Source organism: Prescottella soli, assembly GCF_040024445.1.
In the GTDB taxonomy this organism is placed as follows: Bacteria; Actinomycetota; Actinomycetes; order Mycobacteriales; family Mycobacteriaceae; genus Prescottella; species Prescottella soli.
In genome coordinates this window covers 1,047,952-1,065,341 of the sequence record NZ_CP157276.1, presented here as the reverse complement: position 1 = coordinate 1,065,341, position 17,390 = coordinate 1,047,952, and the positions used below count along the sequence as shown (strand labels likewise).

General features: G+C 68.8%; 20 protein-coding genes. 16 read left to right on the top strand and 4 right to left on the bottom strand.

Annotated elements, in window-relative coordinates; genetic code table 11:
- Window positions 1–69 precede the first annotated feature (69 nt).
- Window positions 70–741, bottom strand: a complete 672-nt coding sequence (locus ABI214_RS04955) for a GAP family protein (protein WP_348606698.1) — start codon at window positions 739–741, stop codon at window positions 70–72.
- Window positions 742–903: 162 nt separating this feature from the next.
- Here ABI214_RS04955 and ABI214_RS04950 point away from each other — a divergent pair, with 162 nt between their 5' ends.
- The 9 genes from ABI214_RS04950 to dprA all read left to right on the top strand — a co-directional run bounded on the left by ABI214_RS04950 (window position 904) and on the right by dprA (window position 8,231).
- Entirely contained in the window at window positions 904–1,827 is a 924-nt protein-coding gene (locus ABI214_RS04950) for a formylglycine-generating enzyme family protein (RefSeq protein WP_348611281.1), read from the top strand.
- Window positions 1,827–2,711 carry a hypothetical protein gene (locus tag ABI214_RS04945; RefSeq protein WP_348606697.1) on the top strand — a complete coding sequence of 295 codons (885 nt, stop codon included), beginning with the start codon at window positions 1,827–1,829 and terminating at the stop codon, window positions 2,709–2,711. The genes ABI214_RS04950 and ABI214_RS04945 overlap by 1 nt, the downstream gene beginning before the upstream one ends.
- 75 nt (window positions 2,712–2,786) lie before the next feature.
- Window positions 2,787–3,128, top strand: a complete 342-nt coding sequence (gene rplS / locus ABI214_RS04940; RefSeq protein ID WP_137797915.1) for a 50S ribosomal protein L19 — start codon at window positions 2,787–2,789, stop codon at window positions 3,126–3,128.
- A gap of 154 nt (window positions 3,129–3,282) precedes the next feature.
- Entirely contained in the window at window positions 3,283–4,005 is a 723-nt protein-coding gene (gene lepB / locus ABI214_RS04935) for a signal peptidase I (RefSeq protein ID WP_348611278.1), read from the top strand.
- Window positions 4,002–4,682 (top strand): ribonuclease HII, encoded by a 681-nt coding sequence (locus ABI214_RS04930; protein ID WP_348606696.1) that lies wholly within the window; start codon window positions 4,002–4,004, stop codon window positions 4,680–4,682. The genes lepB and ABI214_RS04930 overlap by 4 nt, the downstream gene beginning before the upstream one ends.
- A 37-nt stretch (window positions 4,683–4,719) precedes the next feature.
- The gene (locus tag ABI214_RS04925) at window positions 4,720–5,037 is read left to right on the top strand and encodes a DUF2469 domain-containing protein (RefSeq protein ID WP_280761046.1); all 318 of its coding nucleotides are present in this window, start codon (window positions 4,720–4,722) and stop codon (window positions 5,035–5,037) included.
- Between the two features lie 211 nt (window positions 5,038–5,248).
- On the top strand, window positions 5,249–5,605 hold the full coding sequence (locus tag ABI214_RS04920) for a YraN family protein (RefSeq protein ID WP_348606693.1): 357 nt from the start codon (window positions 5,249–5,251) through the stop codon (window positions 5,603–5,605).
- Window positions 5,605–7,113, top strand: coding sequence for a YifB family Mg chelatase-like AAA ATPase (locus ABI214_RS04915; RefSeq protein WP_348606692.1), 1,509 nt, complete (start codon window positions 5,605–5,607; stop codon window positions 7,111–7,113). The genes ABI214_RS04920 and ABI214_RS04915 overlap by 1 nt, the downstream gene beginning before the upstream one ends.
- Entirely contained in the window at window positions 7,110–8,231 is a 1,122-nt protein-coding gene (gene dprA, locus ABI214_RS04910) for a DNA-processing protein DprA (RefSeq protein WP_348606690.1), read from the top strand. Before ABI214_RS04915 ends, dprA begins: the two co-directional genes overlap by 4 nt.
- 13 nt (window positions 8,232–8,244) lie before the next feature.
- On the opposite strand, the gene hadA is transcribed toward dprA, so the two are convergent.
- Complete coding sequence (gene hadA, locus ABI214_RS04905) at window positions 8,245–8,778, bottom strand: (3R)-hydroxyacyl-ACP dehydratase subunit HadA (protein ID WP_348606688.1); 534 nt, start codon at window positions 8,776–8,778, stop codon at window positions 8,245–8,247.
- 150 nt (window positions 8,779–8,928) lie between these two features.
- On the opposite strand from hadA, the gene ABI214_RS04900 reads away from it, so the two are divergent.
- Both ABI214_RS04900 and ABI214_RS04895 read left to right on the top strand, forming a co-directional pair.
- On the top strand, window positions 8,929–10,062 hold the full coding sequence (locus ABI214_RS04900) for a GIY-YIG nuclease family protein (RefSeq protein ID WP_348606686.1): 1,134 nt from the start codon (window positions 8,929–8,931) through the stop codon (window positions 10,060–10,062).
- Window positions 10,063–10,133: 71 nt separating this feature from the next.
- Complete coding sequence (locus ABI214_RS04895) at window positions 10,134–10,913, top strand: siderophore-interacting protein (RefSeq protein ID WP_348606684.1); 780 nt, start codon at window positions 10,134–10,136, stop codon at window positions 10,911–10,913.
- A 17-nt stretch (window positions 10,914–10,930) separates the two neighbouring features.
- On the opposite strand, the gene ABI214_RS04890 is transcribed toward ABI214_RS04895, so the two are convergent.
- Complete coding sequence (locus tag ABI214_RS04890) at window positions 10,931–12,088, bottom strand: multidrug effflux MFS transporter (protein WP_348611275.1); 1,158 nt, start codon at window positions 12,086–12,088, stop codon at window positions 10,931–10,933.
- 85 nt (window positions 12,089–12,173) lie between these two features.
- On the opposite strand from ABI214_RS04890, the gene ABI214_RS04885 reads away from it, so the two are divergent.
- Window positions 12,174–13,112 carry a tyrosine recombinase XerC gene (locus ABI214_RS04885; protein WP_348606682.1) on the top strand — a complete coding sequence of 313 codons (939 nt, stop codon included), beginning with the start codon at window positions 12,174–12,176 and terminating at the stop codon, window positions 13,110–13,112.
- Here the strand turns inward: ABI214_RS04885 and ABI214_RS04880 are convergent.
- A complete protein-coding gene (locus ABI214_RS04880) occupies window positions 13,097–13,666 on the bottom strand; it encodes a M23 family metallopeptidase (protein WP_408586564.1) in 570 nt (189 codons plus the stop codon). The genes ABI214_RS04885 and ABI214_RS04880 overlap by 16 nt on opposite strands.
- A gap of 330 nt (window positions 13,667–13,996) precedes the next feature.
- Here ABI214_RS04880 and rpsB point away from each other — a divergent pair, with 330 nt between their 5' ends.
- From rpsB to frr, 4 genes are all read left to right on the top strand, one after another.
- Complete coding sequence (gene rpsB / locus ABI214_RS04875; RefSeq protein ID WP_069854996.1) at window positions 13,997–14,821, top strand: 30S ribosomal protein S2; 825 nt, start codon at window positions 13,997–13,999, stop codon at window positions 14,819–14,821.
- 114 nt (window positions 14,822–14,935) lie between these two features.
- Window positions 14,936–15,760: a translation elongation factor Ts gene (gene tsf / locus ABI214_RS04870; RefSeq protein WP_348606679.1), complete on the top strand. Its 825-nt coding sequence runs from the start codon at window positions 14,936–14,938 to the stop codon at window positions 15,758–15,760.
- 276 nt (window positions 15,761–16,036) lie between these two features.
- Window positions 16,037–16,765, top strand: coding sequence for a UMP kinase (gene pyrH / locus ABI214_RS04865; protein WP_280761057.1), 729 nt, complete (start codon window positions 16,037–16,039; stop codon window positions 16,763–16,765).
- A gap of 67 nt (window positions 16,766–16,832) precedes the next feature.
- Window positions 16,833–17,390, top strand: a complete 558-nt coding sequence (gene frr, locus ABI214_RS04860; protein ID WP_348606676.1) for a ribosome recycling factor — start codon at window positions 16,833–16,835, stop codon at window positions 17,388–17,390.

The window sequence follows — 17,390 nt, the reverse complement described above, 5'->3', positions numbered from 1 at the left end:
CGACGGGCGTCCCGGTTCCGGGGCGCCCGTCGGCGTCGGTCGAGGTCGCTCGGTGGCTGATGGTGGCTCTCAGTAGCCGCCGATGCCCTTGCCGATCAGCGACACGCCGATCACCAGCAACAGCACCGACATCACCGCGGCGTTGTTCGCGGTCAGCCAGGTCTTGAGCCCCTTCAGCCACGACGTGGCCCGCTCGCGCATCGTGAAGTAGCCGATGACCGGCACGGCGACGGTGCTCGCCGCGAGCACGGTGAACACGATTCCCACGACGACGATCGACCCGGCGCTGAGGGCGAGCTGCGAGACCGCGACCGCGGCCCCGACGATCATCAACAGGTTCTTGGGGTTCACCGCCGACAGGGCGAACCCGAGCACGACGGCCTTCACGGGCGTGACCTGGTCCATCGCCGACAGCCACGCCGGCATCGTCGGCTCCTCGCCCGGAGCCGGTCGGCCGCGCCACTGTTTGGCGGCCAGGCCGAGCATCAGCAGACCGAGCACCAGGCGAATGGTCGCGGTGACGGCGTTACCGTCCGAATTGGCAGACAGATCGATGGCGCTGCCGACGACGACGAAGATCGCGTAGGCGACGGCGATCCCCAGCACCCACCCGGCGAGGAACGCCGTCGCGGTGCTCCCGGCCCGCGGTGTGAGCAGCATGAGGATCGTCGCGATGATCGGGATCGGGCTGACTGCGACGCCGATCGCGAGGGGGAGCACGTCCCCGATTGCTGTACCCATGGAACGCATGTTGCCGGGACCGCCGGGTCTCCGTCCCCACCCGATTCGGGTGAAACGCCGGGCACGGCTCCTGCTTTCGCGGCGGTGCGGCGGGTGGAACACTCAGGATCCATGCAGTCGATCGCGTCCGTGCACCGCAACTCGTCCCGTGCGCCGAAGAACATGGTGTGGGTCCCCGGTGGCACGTTCTGGATGGGGTCGGAGGACTTCTATCCCGAGGAGCGCCCGGTCCACCAGGTGACCGTCGACGGCTTCTGGATGGACACCCACCAGGTGACGGTCGCCGAGTTCCGCCGGTTCGTGAAGGACACCGGGCACGTCACGACCGCCGAGACCGCGCCCGACCCCGCGGACTACCCCGGCGCGGACCCGTCGCTGCTGGTTCCCGGATCGCTGGTCTTCACCCCGCCCGACCATCCGGTCTCCCTCGACGACTACCAGCAGTGGTGGTCGTGGGTGCCCGGCGCGGACTGGCGGCACCCCGAGGGGCCCGGCAGCAATGTCGGCGGCCGCGACCGGCACCCCGTCACCCATGTCTCGTACGCCGACGCGCTCGCGTACGCGGCGTGGGCGGGTAAGGAACTGGCGACCGAGGCCGAGTGGGAGTTCGCGGCCCGCGGTGGCCTGGACCGCAAGACCTACGTCTGGGGCGACGACTTCACCCCCGGCGGCAAGCATCAGGCCAACACGTGGCAGGGCCAGTTCCCGTGGCAGAACCTCGTCGACGACGGGTTCGTCGGAACCTCGCCGATCGGGAGCTACCGGCCCAACGGCTACGGCTTGGCGGACATGGCCGGCAACGTGTGGGAGTGGACATCAGACTTCCACACCGCCGACCACAGCGCCTCCGGGAAAAACGTGGCGCCGACGTCGTCGTGCTGCATCCCTCGTAACCCGCGTGTCGAGGTCGGTGAGGCCCGCGACGGCGAGGTGTACGCGCGGCGAGTCATCAAGGGCGGATCGCACCTGTGCGCACCCAACTACTGCCTGCGGTACCGGCCCGCGGCGCGGCAGGGGGAGACGGAGGAGACGTCCACCTGCCACATCGGCTTCCGCTGCATCGTCCGCGGCCCGGATCGTTCCTGATGCGCGAGTGGCTCGATCGCGAGATCATCGCGAACGGGCGCCTCCCACTGCTCTTCTTCCTGATCGGATTCCTGCTCGCGTTCCTGTTCATCCGCGTCAGCGTCCGGATGATCCGCGCCGAGGTGCGCTGGTGGCCCGGCAACATCACACCCGGTGGCCAGCACATCCACCACGTCGTCTTCGGGGTGGTCACGATGTTCGCGTCCGGGGTCGCGTTGATCGCGGTCTACGAGACGGCGACGCAGGCCACCGGCGCGGTGCTGGCCTTGTTCTTCGGGATCGGCGCGGCGCTCGTGCTCGACGAGTTCGCGTTGATCTTCTATCTCAAGGACGTCTACTGGGAGGACCAGGGACGGGCATCGGTCGACGCGGTCTTCGTCGCGCTCGCGGTGACCGGTCTGCTGCTACTCGGGTTCCAACCGCTCGAACTGTTCGACATCACCGAGTTCCGCAAGGATCCGCACTTCGCGGTCCGAGCGGCGATCGTGGCGCTCGCGATCGCGAATCTGGGGTTGGCGGCAATCGTGATCCTCAAGGGCAAGATCTGGACCGGACTGGTCGGGTTGTTCGTGTTCCCGATCCTGCTGGTCGGCGCGATCCGGCTCAGTCGGCCCGGGGCGCCGTGGGCGCGCTGGCGCTACGTGAAGAAGCCCCGCAGGATGCGCCGCGCGGTAGAGCGGGAGAAACGGTTCCGTCGTCCGATGATCCAGGCGAAGATCTACGTGCAGGACCTCGTCGCGGGAAAGCCCAGCGTGGAGCACGCGCTCACCGCCACCGAGGAAGAGCTCGAGCGGACCGTACACGCCGCGCCGGCGCCGATTTCCACGCATCGATCGACGTCTGGCACAATGGTCGGGTTGCCCGGTGAGGGTGACGGAACCTGATCTGAGCACGAACCAGTCGAGCACCAGCCGCTCGGTTCCTCTGCTCCTGCGATGAACGCAAGGATGGAACAACCGATGAACACCTTGGACTTTCTGGACGCCAAGTCCCTCCGCGACGATATCCCGGAGTTCCGTCCCGGTGACACCCTGAACGTGCACGTCAAGGTTATCGAGGGCTCGAAGGAGCGCGTGCAGGTCTTCAAGGGCGTCGTGATCCGCCGCCAGGGCGGCGGCGTGCGCGAGACCTTCACGGTCCGCAAGGTCTCGTTCGGTGTCGGTGTCGAGCGCACCTTCCCGGTCCACAGCCCCAACCTGGCCCAGATCGAGGTCGTCACCCGCGGTGACGTCCGTCGCGCCAAGCTGTACTACCTGCGCGACCTGCGCGGCAAGGCTGCGAAGATCAAGGAAAAGCGCTGAGCTTCGACGCTCCGAGCTTGATCGATTGGCCCGGCACCGTTTTCACGCGGTGTCGGGCTAATCTGTCTCAGTGGCAGATGCACCGCAGGACCCGGCCGTGACGCCGGATGCGAACAACGGCGACGGCGCAGGGAACGACAACGGGGGGAAGGGCGTGCGGGGCACGGAGAAGAAGCATCGCTCCTTCTGGCGCGAGATACCGATCCTCATCGTCGTCGCGCTGCTCCTGAGCTTCCTGCTCCAGACCTTCATCGCCCGCGTCTACCTCATCCCGTCCGAGTCGATGGAGCCGACGCTGCACGGCTGCCCCGGCTGCACCGGCGACCGGATCGTGGTCGAGAAGATCAGCTACCGCTTCGGCGATCCCAAGCCCGGCGACGTCATCGTCTTCAAGGGCCCGGACTCGTGGTCGACCGGTTACACGTCGACGCGATCGTCGAACGTCGTGATCCGAGGTTTCGAAGAGTTCGGCTCACTGGTGGGACTTGTCCCGCCGGACGAGAATGACCTCGTGAAGCGTGTGATCGCGACCGGCGGGCAGACCGTCGAGTGCTGCGACGACCAGGGCCGCGTCCTGGTCGACGGTAAGCCGCTCGACGAGCCGTACATCAAGATGGACTTCCCGTTCATCCCGGGCGTCCAGACCTGCACCACCGCGGTCAAATCGGGACGCTGCTTCGGCCCGGTCACCGTTCCCGATGGGAACGTGTGGGTGATGGGCGACAACCGCAGCAACTCGGCGGATTCGCGGTTCCACGTGTCCGACGAACTACAAGGCACCATCCCGATCGACAACGTGATCGGCAAGGCGACGTTCATCGTGTTGCCGCCGTCGCGTTGGGGCAAGATCTCGTCTCCCGATATCCAACAGCAGTGAGTACCTGGCCACCGAGAACAGTCATTCGCAGAGCGTCCGGCTTGCGGACCATGGAGTCTGCACTGTTGCGGTGCGGGCTCGGTCCGGTCGCCGGTGTGGACGAGGCAGGCCGGGGCGCGTGTGCGGGACCGTTGGTCGTGGCCGCATGTGTGCTCGGTCCCAAGCCGCACGCGGCGTTGGCGGGGCTCGACGACTCGAAGAAGCTGACCGAGAAGGCTCGCGACGAGTTGTTCCCGGTCATCAAACGACTCGCGGTCGCGTGGAGCGTGGTCGAGATCCCGGCCGAGGAGATCGACCGCATCGGCGTGCACGTGGCGAACATCGAGGGGATGCGCCGCGCGGTCGCAGGCCTGACGGTGGCGCCCGGTTACGTGCTCACCGACGGGTTCCGCGTTCCGGGTCTGCCGGCGCCGTCACTGCCCGTGATCGGCGGTGATGCGGCCGCGGCCTGCATCGCCGCGGCGAGCATTCTGGCGAAGGTCACGCGGGATCGGACGATGATCGCACTGGACGACGAGCTTCCCGGGTACGGTTTCGCGGGGCACAAGGGGTACAGCACCCCGGTGCACACGGCAGCGCTGTACGAGCTGGGGCCGAGCCGTGAGCATCGGATGTCGTACGCGAACGTGTCCGCCGCGAGTCGGGCGTTCGAATCCGTGGCGGTCGGTGCGCGATGATGAATGTTCACAACAACGCAGGAGGACGTCGAGGCCGATGAGTGCCGAGGATCTCGAGAAGTACGAAACCGAGATGGAACTGTCGCTGTACCGCGAGTACCGGGACATCGTCGGTCAGTTCTCGTACGTCGTGGAGACCGAGCGCCGGTTCTATCTCGCGAACTCCGTGGAGTTGATTCCGCACAGCGCGGACGGCGAGATCTACTTCGAGGTGCGGATGTCCGACGCCTGGGTGTGGGACATGTACCGTCCGGCTCGGTTCGTGAAGTACGTGCGAGTCATCACCTTCAAGGACGTCAACATCGAGGAGCTCGAGAAGTCGGACCTGCGGCTTCCCGAGAGCGGCCTGGGCTGACACGAGCCTTCCGGAACCGCGCACCACGAATCGTGGTGCGCGGTTTCGTGTTTCCACGGGCAGATGCCCGAGGTTGCCGGGGTTGTCCACAGCTGTCCGCTCATCCACAGGGGTAGTTGTCGGCGCAGGTCGGGCGCGCCGCCGCGCCCACCCGGGACGGCACAGTGGCCTCGAGCGGCGGGGTGTCCCGTCGGCTGAGGGGAGGCCTGAGATGGGACGGAATCTCGCGCTGGGCGCGATGGGGGAGGAACTCGCGGCCGAGTGGCTGACGGCGTCCGGATTGCGGATCCTGGACCGCAACAGGCGGTGCCGTCACGGCGAACTCGATCTCGTGGCGGTCGACGGTGACACCGTCGTGTTCGTGGAGGTGAAGACCCGGTCGGGTCTCGGGTTCGGCAGTCCGGCGGAGGCGGTCACGTACGCCAAGCAGCGCCGGATCCGAATGCTGGCGCAGCGCTGGCTGTCCGCGTCCGATCGGCACTGGCCGCACGTCCGGTTCGACGTGGTGTCGGTGCTCGTCGGTCGGAGTCGTGAGCCCGAGGTCACGCACCTGACGGCGGTGTTCTGATGGCGCTGGGGCGGGCGCATTCGGTCGCAGTGACCGGCGTCGAAGGACAGATCGTCGAGATCGAAGCCGACATCGGACGCGGGCTGCCGGGTGTGCACCTGGTGGGTCTGCCGGACACTGCATTGCAAGAGTCCCGGGATCGGGTGCGGGCGGCGGTGACCAATTCGGGTGCGAAGTGGCCGGAGTCGCGGGTGACGCTCGCGTTGTCACCGGCGACGCTGCCGAAGGTCGGGAGTGTCTACGACTTGGCACTCGCGTGCGCGGTGCTCGACGCGGCCAGGCAGGTGCCCCGGACGCGACTCGAGAAGACCGTGCTGCTGGGGGAATTGGCGCTCGACGGTCGGCTGCGCACGGTGCGGGGCGTGCTGCCCGCGGTCCTGGCGGCGAAGAACGCCGGATGGTCGGCAGTGGTGGTCCCGATGGCGGCGCTCGCGGAGGCCGGCCTGGTCGACGGGATCGAGGTGTTCGGTGCCGATCGGCTGACTGCCGTCACAGAGTGGTTGCAGGGCAAGGGGCAGCTCGCGGCGCCGGCGCCGTTCGACGCCGAGAGCACCTCGGCGCGAAGTGATCTCAGCGAGGTCGTGGGACAGCCCGAGGCGCGGTGGGCCATCGAGGTCGCCGCGGCCGGCGCCCACCACCTCATGTTGACGGGCCCGCCGGGGATCGGGAAGACCATGCTGGCCCAACGGTTGCCGGGTGTCCTGCCGGCGTTGGTGGAATCGGAGGCGTTGGAGGTCACGGCAATTCACTCGGTGGCCGGGCTCCTCACGTCCGAACGCCCGCTCATCACCGAACCGCCGTTCATCGCGCCGCACCACACGTCGTCGGTCAGTGCCCTCGTCGGTGGCGGCAGCGGCATGGCCAAGCCGGGCGCGGTCAGCAGGGCGCACCGGGGAATCCTCTTCCTCGACGAATGCGCCGAGATGGGCACCAAGGCGCTCGAGGCGCTGCGCACACCGCTCGAGGACGGAGAGGTGCGAATCGCCCGACGGGACGGGGTGGCTCGGTACCCGGCACGGTTCCAACTGATCCTCGCCGCCAATCCGTGCCCGTGCGCACCCGCGCGGGAGGCCGACTGCGTGTGCGCGCCCACGGCCCGGCGACGCTACCTCGGCCGTCTGTCGGGGCCGCTGCTCGATCGGGTGGATCTGCGCATCCGGATGCACGCCGCCTCGACCGATGCGCTGATGGATGGGGTGGGGGAGAGCACCGATGAGGTGCGTGCCAGGGTTTCGGCGGCACGGGCCGCCGCGGCCGAGCGATGGAATCCGTACGGCTGGCGTACCAATGCCGAGGTGCCGGGTCCGGCTCTGCGGCAACGGTTCCGGCTCTCCCGTGACGCTCTCGGCCCGCTCGAGAAGGCCCTGCGTCGAGGCTCCGTCACCGCGCGGGGTGCCGATCGGGCGCTCCGGGTGGCGTGGACCCTCGCGGACCTCGCCGGCCTGGGTTCCCCGGGCGCCGACCAGGTGGGGACTGCGCTCGGGTTCCGGGATCGGGGTGCGCCGTGACCGGACATGATCCGCGTTTGTCGGCGTGGGCGTACCTGTCGAAGGTGGTGCAGGGTTCGTGTCCGCCGCTGGCTCAGTTGGTCTCGGCGGTGGGGCCGGAGGAGGCCGCGCGCGCCGTGCGGGAGCGGGACCTGTCCAGCTTCCTGGACCGGCGGACGTCGGCGCGGGCGCACCTCGATACCTCGGCGCGCGATCTCGACCTGCTGCGGGCCATGGGCGGGCGTCTCGTCACGCCCGACGACGACGAGTGGCCGCGGTGGCGCCTGCTGGCCTTCGACGGTCTCGGGCACGGTCGCGACGACGGTGGCCCCCTCGCGCTGTGGGTGCTGGGCAGTCGACCGGTCGACGAACTGGTCGCGAGGTCGATGGCGGTCGTCGGCACCCGCGCGGCGAGTTCCTACGGCGAGCACGTCACCGCGGAGATCGCGGGTGATCTCGCGGCGGACGGGTGGACGATCGTGTCCGGAGCGGCGTTCGGGATCGACGCCGCCGCGCATCGGGCCGCCCTCGGCACGGGCGGACTCACCGTCGCCGTCCTGGCGTGCGGTGTCGACCGCGCCTACCCGGCCGGGCACGGGCGGCTGCTCCAGCAGATCGCCCGCGACGGAGCGGTGATCAGCGAGTATCCGCCCGGGACGACGCCGGCCCGCTATCGGTTCCTGGCCCGCAACCGTTTGGTGGCCGGGCTGTCCGACGGTGTGGTCGTCGTCGAGGCGGGGTGGCGCAGCGGGGCACGGAACACGGCCACGTGGGGGCGTCGCCTGGGACGTCCGGTGCTCGCGGTGCCGGGGCCGGTGACGTCGGCGGCATCCACGGGATGCCACCGCATGATCCGGGAGGGCGAGGCACGGCTGGTGGCGAGCGCCGCCGACGTCGCGGAGGAAGCGGGACCGATCGGACTCGACGGCGACGACACCGGGCCCGCCCGGGCGCTCGACGTGCTCGTGGGGGACGCGGCCGCGGTGTACGAGGCGCTGCCGGCCCGCGGCACGCGGGGTGTTCGGGAGATCTCGGAGGATTCCGGGGTGGCGATCGACCGCGTCCGCGCGGTCCTGCCGGTGCTCGAGCTCGACGGCTTCGTCGGCTCGGACGAGATGGGGTGGTTCCGCGCGCGGTGATCGGTGCGAGCCCTCACGGCTCGCGCATCATCACGTCCTTGATGCGCCGGATCCGCTCCGCGTCGGGCTCCTCACCCGTGCGTCCGACCAACGTGGTCAGCGTCGTGATGACCGTTTCGCCTGTCGCGTCGCGTACGACGTTCTTGGTGACGATGATGTCGCTGCCGGCGGTCTGCCGAAATGAATCGAGCGAGACGTCCAAAGTCAGTCGGTCGCCGGCGCGTATCGGTCGGTGAAACACGAGCTTTTGATCCGTCTGGAGAATCTGACTCAGGTCGAATCCGGTGAGGATCTGCTCGAGCAGATACTTCTGCGCGAGGATCCCCATCACCGACACGAACGTCAGCGGCGCGATCACGGTGGGGTACCCGAGGTCCTGCGCAGCCTTCTCGTCGTAGTGCGCAGGGTGGTCGTTCTGCACCGCCGCCGCGTACTCGCGGACCTTCTCCCGACCCACCTCGTAGTAGTCGGGCATGCGGTAGCTGTAGCCGACCAGCCGCGCTGCGCGGGAGGCGCGGTCGTCCGTCGATTCCGCGGATCGGGTCACGAGTCGAGTGTGACGGAAGAACCGCCCCCGTGCCTGATATCAGGCGGAGATCGACCTGACCGCGCCCAATCGTTTCCGATCGGAAACGATTGCGTCCGGTGGTCAGCAAGGCGTGCCGCATGCGGTGCCTGGATCGCCTACAGTCGCGTCATGGCTACCGTCTGGACCGTTCCCGAAGACATCACCCGAGTGCTGCTGGCCGCGCCGGGTATCCGCGACTTCATCACCGATGACGAAGGTCGTGGCGTGGTGAGCGATCCCAAGGTGCGGCTCGCCGAGTTCACCGCGGTGGTCAACTCCCTGCATCTCAACGCAGGGCGCACGTTCACGTCGGTGCGCGATGCGGCGGGGGTCCTGTTCGACGCCCCGGCGACAGGTGGCGTCGTCGTCTCGGATGCGTTGCGTCTGGCCGTCATGCGGGTGATCACCGCCGAGCCGAGGGAGCGTAAGCCCGCGCCGAACCCGCTGTCGCCGCGCGTGGTCGAGAACCTCGGGCTGTACGTCTACGCGCTGCGGGATCCGCGGGACCGGACGATCTTCTATGTCGGTGTGGGACGCGGGAACAAGGTGTACTCGCACGACTGGGACGCGCTCGGGGAGGCCGGGACCCTCGACGCCGAGGGCGTGGGTGAGGCCGATCGGGACGAGACCCGCAGCGCCTGGATCCAGCGGATCCGCGACATCTACGCCGCCGGGCACTCGGTCGAGCACATCGTGCTGCGCCACCGGATCGACGCCGCCCACGACGCGGCCTCGGCGGCCAAGGAAGCCGCGCACGTGGTGGTCGACGCGCTGCGCCTGCTCGAACACCGCCCCGATCACCCCGTGCTGACGAACATCGCCGGGGAGCCCGCCGATCTCGAGAAGCGCGCGATGTCCGTCGAGGAGTTGGCGGTTCAGTACTCGGCGCTCCCGGCGCCCGAGTTGCCGGTGCCGGGGGCACTGGTCCGAGTTCCGGCCGCGGCCGGTGCCGGGTTGACCGCCGACGATCTGTACGGCCTTTCGCGCGGGCCGTGGCGGGCCGGCGCGGCCGCCCGCAATGCCGTCGACCTGCCGGTGATCGTGTTCGCGGACAACATCGTTCGGGCGGTGTACCGGGTGAGCACCTGGGAGGGCGTGGGCCCGGCCGGTGAGCAGCAGTATCGCTTCTCGGGTGCGGTCGATCCGGAACTCGAGGCCAAGTACGTGGGGACCCGCGTGACCCCCGACCGGGCCGGGCTCAAGGCGTGGCCGGTGCACGGTTGGGTCCAGCGTCTGACCATGGCGCGCCCGCACGGGCGCTGACACTGTCGTCCTCGCTCGCCGGCTATGGTTAGCTTTACCTAACTGTCGCTCGTGAGTGGAGGAGTGTTGCCGTGGCGCGGAAGACGTCGACGTTGACGGTGGTGCGGACCGAACGGATCGCGCCGCACATGGTCCGGGTGTTTCTGGGTGGCCCCGGCTTCGACACCTTCGAACCGTCCGAGTTCACCGACTCGTACGTCAAGATCGAGTTCGGGCCGGCCGACGCGCCGGTCCTGCGGACCTACACCGTTCGCTCGGTCGATCCCGTCGCGCGGGAACTCGCGATCGACTTCGTCGTGCACGGGGACGACGGGGTCGCGGGTCCGTGGGCCGCGTCGGTGCAGCCGGGCGCGTCGGTGACAGTGCGCGGGCCCGGCGGCGCGTACGCGCCGCGGCGGGACGCCGACTGGCACCTCATCGCCGGTGACGAGTCCGCACTGCCGGCAATCTCGGCGGCGGTCGAGGCGCTCGGCCCCGACGCGGTCGCGAAGGTGTTCGTCGAGGTCGCCGACGAGCGCGACCGGATCGCGCTGTCGGCGGGCCCCGCCGTCGAGATCACGTGGTTGTACCGCGGAACGACCTCGGACCTTGCCGGGTCGGGCATGGCCGGCGTCAACGCCCCGCTGGTCGGCGCGGTCCGCGAGATGACGTGGCTGCCGGGCGACGTCCACGTCTTCATCCACGGCGAGGCGGACACCGTCATGCACCACCTGCGCCCGTACATCCGTAAGGAGCGAGGAGTGCCCGCCGCCTCGGCGTCGATCTCCGGATACTGGCGCCGAGGGCGCACCGAGGACGGGTTCCGGGTGTGGAAGTCGGAGCTGGCGGTGGCCGAGGCGAACGCGAACTGAACCTCCCGGCCCGCGCCTCAGGCGGCGCGGGCCAGGACCTTCAGTGAGGTCATGGCGATCAGCCCCGAGGCCAGGATCGCGATCGCCATCGGGACGGCGGTGTCGGCTCCGGCGATCCCGACCAGCGGCGAGACGACGGCCGCCAGGCCGAACTGGCACGCGCCCATCAGGGCGGAACCGGTGCCGGCCGCCTCGCTCACCTGTCCCTGGGCAAGCGCGGTGGCGTTGCCCATGATGAATCCGATGCTCGAGACGACGCCGAACATCATGGGCAGCACGAGCCAGATGCGGCTGCCGCCGATCGTGGTCGCCAGCGTCAGCAGCGCGCCCGACGTCACGAGCAGGCCCACCCCGAACGTGAGCAGCTGGCGGGGCTGGAAGGTCCCGATCAGCTTCGTGTTGACGATGCTGCCCGCCAGGATTCCCAGCGAGTTGATCGCGAACACGATCGAGAACTGGCCGGGCGAGAGCCCGAGGACATGCTCGGCGACGAACGGCGACGCCGAGATGTACGAGAACAGCGCGCCGAAACCGAACGCGAACGTGAAGGCGTAGCCGACGAACACCCGATTGGTCACGACGTAGCGGAGATTGCCGACCAGTGCCGTCAGCCCGCCGCCGTGTCGGCGCTCGGCGGGCAGCGTCTCGGGCACGAGGGTGAGCACGCCGATCAACATCACGGTCGCCGCGCCGGCCAGGACCCAGAAGATGCCGCGCCAGCCGATCGGGCCGAGCAGGGCGCCGCCCATGAGCGGTGCGACGACCGGGGCGACGCCGCCGATGATCATCATGATGCTGAACAGTCGCGCCGCCACGTCGCCGCGGGCGCGGTCGGCAATCACCGCGCGCGCCAACACGATTCCGGCGCCGCCACTGAAACCCTGCAGCAGACGCGCGGCGATCAGCACGCCGATGCTCGGCGCGATCGCGCACAACACGCCGCTCACGGCGCACAGGGCGGTGCCGCCGATCAGCAGCTTGCGACGACCCAGACCGTCGGACAGTGGTCCGATCACGAGCTGGCCGATACCGAGGCCGGCCATGAACGTGGTCAGCGTCAGCTGCACGCTGGTGGTGGAGGTGTCGAGGCTCTTCTCCATCGTCGGTAGGCCCGGCAGGTACATGTCGGTTGCCAGGGGAGCGATCGCCGAGAGGAGAGCAAGAACGCACAGCATGGGGACGGGAATCGCTCGTTTCACCCGAGAACCGTACCGGCGCGGGAGCTTGCGAATTATCGCGGTCACCACGACGGTGGTCGGCATGGACGTCGATCCGAACCGAACGCTGCCGCCCGCGCTGCGGGCGCATCTCGACGACTACGCCGAGCATCTTCGCCTCGAGCGGGGCCGCTCCGCGCACACCGTCCGTGCCTACCTCGGGGACGTGACGAGCCTGCTCGAGTACGTGTGCCGCGACCGGTCCGACGCGACGCTCGCCGACCTGGACCTGCGCGCGCTGCGCGGCTGGCTCGGAGTCCAGGCCGCGTCCGGGGTGGCCCGCACGACGCTCGCCCGGCGGACGTCGTCGGCCAAGGGATTCACCGCGTGGGCGCAGCGCACCGGACGGATGGACGTCGATCCGGGTGTGCGGTTGGTCGCGCCAAAGGCGCACCGCACGCTGCCCCCGGTGCTGCGCCAGGAGCAGGCGGCGGAGGCGATGGCTGCCGCGGAATCGGGCGCGGCGCAGGAGGATCCGATCGCGCTGAGGGACCGGTTGATCGTCGAGCTGCTGTACTCGACAGGCATCCGGGTCGGGGAGCTGTGCGGGCTCGACGTCGACGACGTCGACGGTGATCGACGCGTGCTCCGTGTGCTCGGTAAGGGGAACAAGGAGCGCGTCGTCCCCTACGGGCGACCCGCCGAGGACGCGATCGACGCGTGGCTGCGGGCCGGGCGACCCGAACTCGCGAACGCGCGCTCCGGCGACGCGCTGCTGCTCGGACGCCGCGGCGGTCGACTCGACCAGCGTCAGGCCCGCAGCGTCGTGCACGACGTCGTGCAGGCCGTACCGGGCGCGCCGGACCTCGCGCCGCACGGTCTGCGGCACTCGGCCGCGACGCACCTCCTCGAGGGCGGCGCCGACCTACGTGTGGTGCAGGAGGTGCTGGGACATTCGAGCCTCGCCACGACGCAGCTGTACACGCACGTGTCCGTTGCGCGGTTGCGCGCCGTGCACGACCAGGCTCATCCGCGCGCGTGACCGGCACCGGTCGGTAGCAGCCGGATCGGTACGGCCCGGATCAGCGGCAGGGGATCGAGGTACTCCCGGTCCCGCCGCAGGCCCCAGTGCAGGCACGCGGCCGCGGCGCATTCGGGATGGCCCACCACCACGTTCCCGAGGACCGCGCCGCGATCGACCAGTCGGCCCGCGGTCACCGTCGCCTCGACGGGCTCGTACGTCGTGCGCAGTCCGCCGGGGTGGTCGATCGAGACGACGGGTTTGCCGGCGACGGTCCCGGCGAACACCACGGTGCCCGCGCCCGCGGCGAGCACGCTCTGGCCCGGGGTGGCAGCGAGGTCCACCCCGCGGTGTCCGGGCAGCCAGTTCTGTGCGGGCTTCTCGAACGCCCGCACGACGCGCGGCCGCGGACGCAGCGGCCAGTCGAACGACGAGCGGGCGTCGTCGCCCGAGAACGCGGCGGCCGGAGGTGGAGTGCGCGGCGGAGCAGCGGCGGCCGGTGCCGCGCCGACGCACGCGGCTGCCATCGTCATCGCGGCGCCGACCCGCAGGGCCGCCCGAGCATCGAATCCCATACCCCGACTCTGTCCTGCCCCGACGGGGAACGGGCGGCCTTCGCGCCGACTGTGGACGGCGGATCGGGGTGTCCACAGATCGCCGTTTCCCATTGCGATGCCCGCTCACCTGTGTCTTCCGGAGTAACCGACCGTGAGTTAGGAGCGCGCGCGTCGAGGCCGTACACTTGTCAGGCGGTCTGTGCACGCACAGTCCGACTTCGCGCGTCCGCGCAAGTATCCGGTCGTCGGCTGGTCCCGCATTCGTGCAGGTCCGACACCGGGCGGACGCCAGGGCAGGGGTCACCGATCCCTGCGACAACCGGCAGACGAAAGAAGAGGTACACAGCCATGGCTGTTGTGACCATGAGGCAGCTGCTCGACAGCGGCGCACACTTCGGGCACCAGACCCGCCGTTGGAACCCGAAGATGAAGCGGTTCATCTTCACCGACCGCAACGGCATCTACATCATCGACCTGCAGCAGACGCTGACGTACATCGACAAGGCGTACGAGTTCGTCAAGGAGACCGTCGCGCACGGCGGCACCATCCTGTTCGTCGGTACCAAGAAGCAGGCGCAGGAGTCCATCGCGGGTGAGGCCACTCGCGTCGGGATGCCCTACGTCAACCAGCGTTGGCTCGGCGGCATGCTCACCAACTTCTCGACGGTCCACAAGCGCCTGCAGCGCCTGAAGGAGCTCGAGTCGATGGAGCAGACCGGTGGCTTCGAGGGTCGCACCAAGAAGGAAATCCTCATGCTCACGCGTGAGATGACCAAGCTCGACCGCACCCTCGGCGGCATCCGTGACATGGCCAAGGTTCCGTCGGCCATCTGGGTCGTCGACACCAACAAGGAGCACATCGCCGTCGGCGAGGCGCGCAAGCTGAACATCCCGGTCATCGCGATCCTGGACACCAACTGCGACCCCGACGTCGTCGACTACCCGATCCCGGGCAACGACGATGCGATCCGTAGCGCCGCTCTGCTGACCAAGGTCGTCGCCTCCGCCGTCGCCGAGGGCCTGCAGGCCCGCGCCGGTGCGAGCGCCGACAAGGACGCCAAGCCGGAGGCCGGCACGGGCGAGCCGCTCGCCGAGTGGGAGCAGGAGCTCCTCTCGCAGGCCGCCCCGGCCGCCGAGGCCGAGGCTCCCGCCGCGGACGCTCAGCAGTCCTAGTCGATTCGGCCCCGACCTTCCGGTCGGGGCCGTTTCGCTCACCTGCTTCGCCAGGTTTCGGCGCGAACCGCAGAGCCTGGCATCCCACCACTCATCCGAGGAGGATCGCCCCCCATGGCGAACTACACCGCCGCCGACGTCAAGCGGCTCCGTGAGCTCACCGGCTCCGGAATGATGGACTGCAAGAACGCGCTCACCGAGACCGACGGCGACTTCGACAAGGCTGTCGAGCTGCTGCGCATCAAGGGCGCCAAGGACGTGGGCAAGCGCGCCGAGCGCACCACGGCCGAGGGCCTGGTTGCGGCCAAGGACGGCGTCATGATCGAGATCAACGCCGAGACCGACTTCGTCGCGAAGAACGCGGAGTTCCAGGAGCTGGCCGACAAGGTCGTCGCTGCTGCCGCCGCCGCCAAGCCGGCCGACCTCGAGGCCCTCAAGGCCGTCGATGTCGACGGCAAGACCGTCGAGACCCTGGTCCAGGAGCTCTCCGCCAAGATCGGTGAGAAGCTCGAGCTGCGTCGCTACGTCGCCTTCGACGGCGCCGTCGCGACCTACCTGCACAAGCGTGCTTCCGACCTGCCCCCGGGCGTCGGCGTGCTCGTCGAGTACACCGGCGAGGGCGAGGCAGCCGCCGAGGCCGCTCGCGGTGCTGCGATGCAGGTTGCAGCGCTCAAGGCCAAGTACGTCACTCGTGACGAGGTCCCCGCGGACATCGTCGAGAACGAGCGTCGTATCGCCGAGCAGACGGCCAAGGAGGAGGGCAAGCCCGAGGCTGCGCTCCCGAAGATCGTCGAGGGTCGCGTCAACGGCTACTACAAGGACGTCGTCCTGACCGAGCAGTCCTCGGTCACCGACTCCAAGAAGACCGTCAAGGCTCTCCTGGACGAGGCCGGCGCCACGATCACCCGCTTCGCGCGGTTCGAGGTCGGCGCCAGCTAGTCGCACTCTCACACATCGGCCCCGCCGGCCGGGTGGGCGCACTCGTCGGTTCGTTCTCGAACCGACGATCCGCCCATTCCGTTCCGTGCGGGGCCGATCTGTGCGGCGGGTGGGGTCAACTGGGTCAACCGCCGGGGAATGAGGCAGGATGATTAGGGCCCGTTCCGGTGGATTCACCGGGCGGCCAGGTTCCCGGTCCGGCTCGGCCGTGGCCCCGCTCGCCGGCGAACCGTAATACTTCTAGAACCGCACTACCTGCAGAACCGAGGGAGAGTTATGACCGCACCGGCCGACGAACGTCCAGGATTCCGACGTGTGCTCCTCAAGCTCGGCGGTGAAATGTTCGGTGGCGGAGAGGTCGGGCTCGATCCGGACGTCGTGACGACGGTCGCGGAGCAGATCGCCGAAGTGGTCCGCTCCGGGGTACAGGTCGCCGTGGTGATCGGTGGCGGCAACTTCTTCCGCGGTGCCGAACTGCAGCAGCGCGGTCTCGACAGGGCGCGGTCCGACTACATGGGCATGCTCGGCACCGTCATGAACTGCCTTGCGTTGCAGGACTTCCTGGAGAAGCAGGGGATCGACACCCGAGTGCAGACCGCGATCACCATGGGGCAGGTCGCCGAGCCGTACCTGCCGCTGCGGGCTCGCCGCCACCTCGAGAAGGGGCGCGTGGTGATCTTCGGCGCCGGCATGGGCATGCCGTACTTCTCGACCGACACCACTGCCGCCCAGCGCGCGCTCGAGATCGGTGCCGAGGTGGTGCTCATGGCGAAGGCCGTCGACGGCGTCTACTCCGCGGATCCGCGGGTCGACCCGGACGCCACCATGTTCACAGAGATCACGCACCGCGAGGTGATCGAGAAGGGTCTCAAGGTCGCGGATGCGACCGCGTTCAGTCTCTGCATGGACAACCAGATGCCGATGATGGTGTTCAACCTCCTCATCGAGGGCAACATCGCGCGTGCGGTGTCCGGTGAGAAGATCGGAACATTGGTCAAGTCATGATGACGGGCAATGTGATCATGGATCGCAACGCACGCGACCGCGATGGAAACGAGACGGAGGAACAGCCGTGATTGATGAAGCTCTCTTCGAGGCCGAGGAGAAGATGGAAAAGGCCATCACGGTTGCGAAGGACGACCTCGGTTCCATTCGTACCGGTCGCGCCAACCCGGGCATGTTCAACCGGATCGTCGTCGAGTACTACGGCTCGATGACGCCCATCACGCAGCTGGCGAGCATCAACGTGCCCGAGGCTCGGATGGTCATCATCAAGCCGTACGAGGCGGCCCAGCTGGGTCCGATCGAGAACGCGATCCGTAACTCCGATCTGGGTGTCAATCCGAGCAACGATGGCAGCATCATCCGCATCTCGGTGCCACAGCTCACCGAGGAGCGCCGTCGCGAGTTCGTCAAGCAGGCCAAGGGCAAGGGCGAGGACGCCAAGGTCTCGATCCGCAACGTGCGCCGCAAGACGATGGACGAGCTCTCCCGTATCCAGAAGGACGGGGAGGCCGGTGAGGACGAGGTCTCGCGCGCCGAGAAGGAACTCGACAAGACCACCGCGCGCTACGTCAGCCAGATCGACGACCTGGTGAAGCACAAGGAAGCCGAATTGATGGAGGTTTAG

Coding starts and splice junctions, on each gene's coding strand:
- ABI214_RS04955 (WP_348606698.1), bottom strand. CDS start 741: ATGGGTACAGCAATCGGGGACGTGCTCCCCCTCGCGATCGGCGTCGCA.
- ABI214_RS04950 (WP_348611281.1), top strand. CDS start 904: ATGGTGTGGGTCCCCGGTGGCACGTTCTGGATGGGGTCGGAGGACTTC.
- ABI214_RS04945 (WP_348606697.1), top strand. CDS start 1,827: ATGCGCGAGTGGCTCGATCGCGAGATCATCGCGAACGGGCGCCTCCCA.
- rplS (WP_137797915.1), top strand. CDS start 2,787: ATGAACACCTTGGACTTTCTGGACGCCAAGTCCCTCCGCGACGATATC.
- ABI214_RS04925 (WP_280761046.1), top strand. CDS start 4,720: ATGAGTGCCGAGGATCTCGAGAAGTACGAAACCGAGATGGAACTGTCG.
- ABI214_RS04920 (WP_348606693.1), top strand. CDS start 5,249: ATGGGACGGAATCTCGCGCTGGGCGCGATGGGGGAGGAACTCGCGGCC.
- ABI214_RS04915 (WP_348606692.1), top strand. CDS start 5,605: ATGGCGCTGGGGCGGGCGCATTCGGTCGCAGTGACCGGCGTCGAAGGA.
- ABI214_RS04900 (WP_348606686.1), top strand. CDS start 8,929: ATGGCTACCGTCTGGACCGTTCCCGAAGACATCACCCGAGTGCTGCTG.
- ABI214_RS04890 (WP_348611275.1), bottom strand. CDS start 12,088: ATGCTGTGCGTTCTTGCTCTCCTCTCGGCGATCGCTCCCCTGGCAACC.
- ABI214_RS04885 (WP_348606682.1), top strand. CDS start 12,174: ATGGACGTCGATCCGAACCGAACGCTGCCGCCCGCGCTGCGGGCGCAT.
- ABI214_RS04880 (WP_408586564.1), bottom strand. CDS start 13,666: ATGGGATTCGATGCTCGGGCGGCCCTGCGGGTCGGCGCCGCGATGACG.
- rpsB (WP_069854996.1), top strand. CDS start 13,997: ATGGCTGTTGTGACCATGAGGCAGCTGCTCGACAGCGGCGCACACTTC.
- tsf (WP_348606679.1), top strand. CDS start 14,936: ATGGCGAACTACACCGCCGCCGACGTCAAGCGGCTCCGTGAGCTCACC.
- pyrH (WP_280761057.1), top strand. CDS start 16,037: ATGACCGCACCGGCCGACGAACGTCCAGGATTCCGACGTGTGCTCCTC.